We start from the raw sequence: 365 nt of genomic DNA, 5'->3' as shown, positions 1-365 counted from the left end.
TCGATGTCAGTTATCGTGGCTCGTGCCCTCCCTGATGTACGCGATGGTTTCAAGCCTGTGCACCGCCGTATTCTTTACGGTATGCTCGGCATTGGAAACACCAGTGACAAACCTTATAAGAAATGTGCGCGTGTTGTTGGTGAGGTGCTCGGTAAGTATCACCCTCACGGCGACTTTTCTGTTTACGGCGCTCTGGTGCGTATGGGACAGGAGTGGAACATGCGTTATACCTTGATTGACGGACAGGGTAACTTCGGTTCTGTTGACGGTGACTCTCCTGCTGCCATGCGTTATACAGAGTGCCGCCTCTCCAAGATGGGTGAGCATATCATGGATGACCTTGATAAGGAAACGGTTGATATGAC

1 protein-coding gene is annotated in these 365 nt (G+C 51.0%); it reads left to right on the top strand.

Annotated features, from left to right (window positions below; genetic code table 11):
• Nucleotides 1-365: DNA gyrase subunit A (locus D4A39_RS19490; protein WP_497707279.1), on the top strand; the 365-nt coding region annotated here is incomplete at both ends.

Source organism: Alcanivorax profundi, assembly GCF_003597125.1.
GTDB lineage: Bacteria > Pseudomonadota > Gammaproteobacteria > Pseudomonadales > Alcanivoracaceae > Alcanivorax > Alcanivorax profundi.
The sequence above is the reverse complement of the archived record's forward strand: the minus strand, read 5'-3'. Positions and strand labels throughout refer to the sequence as shown.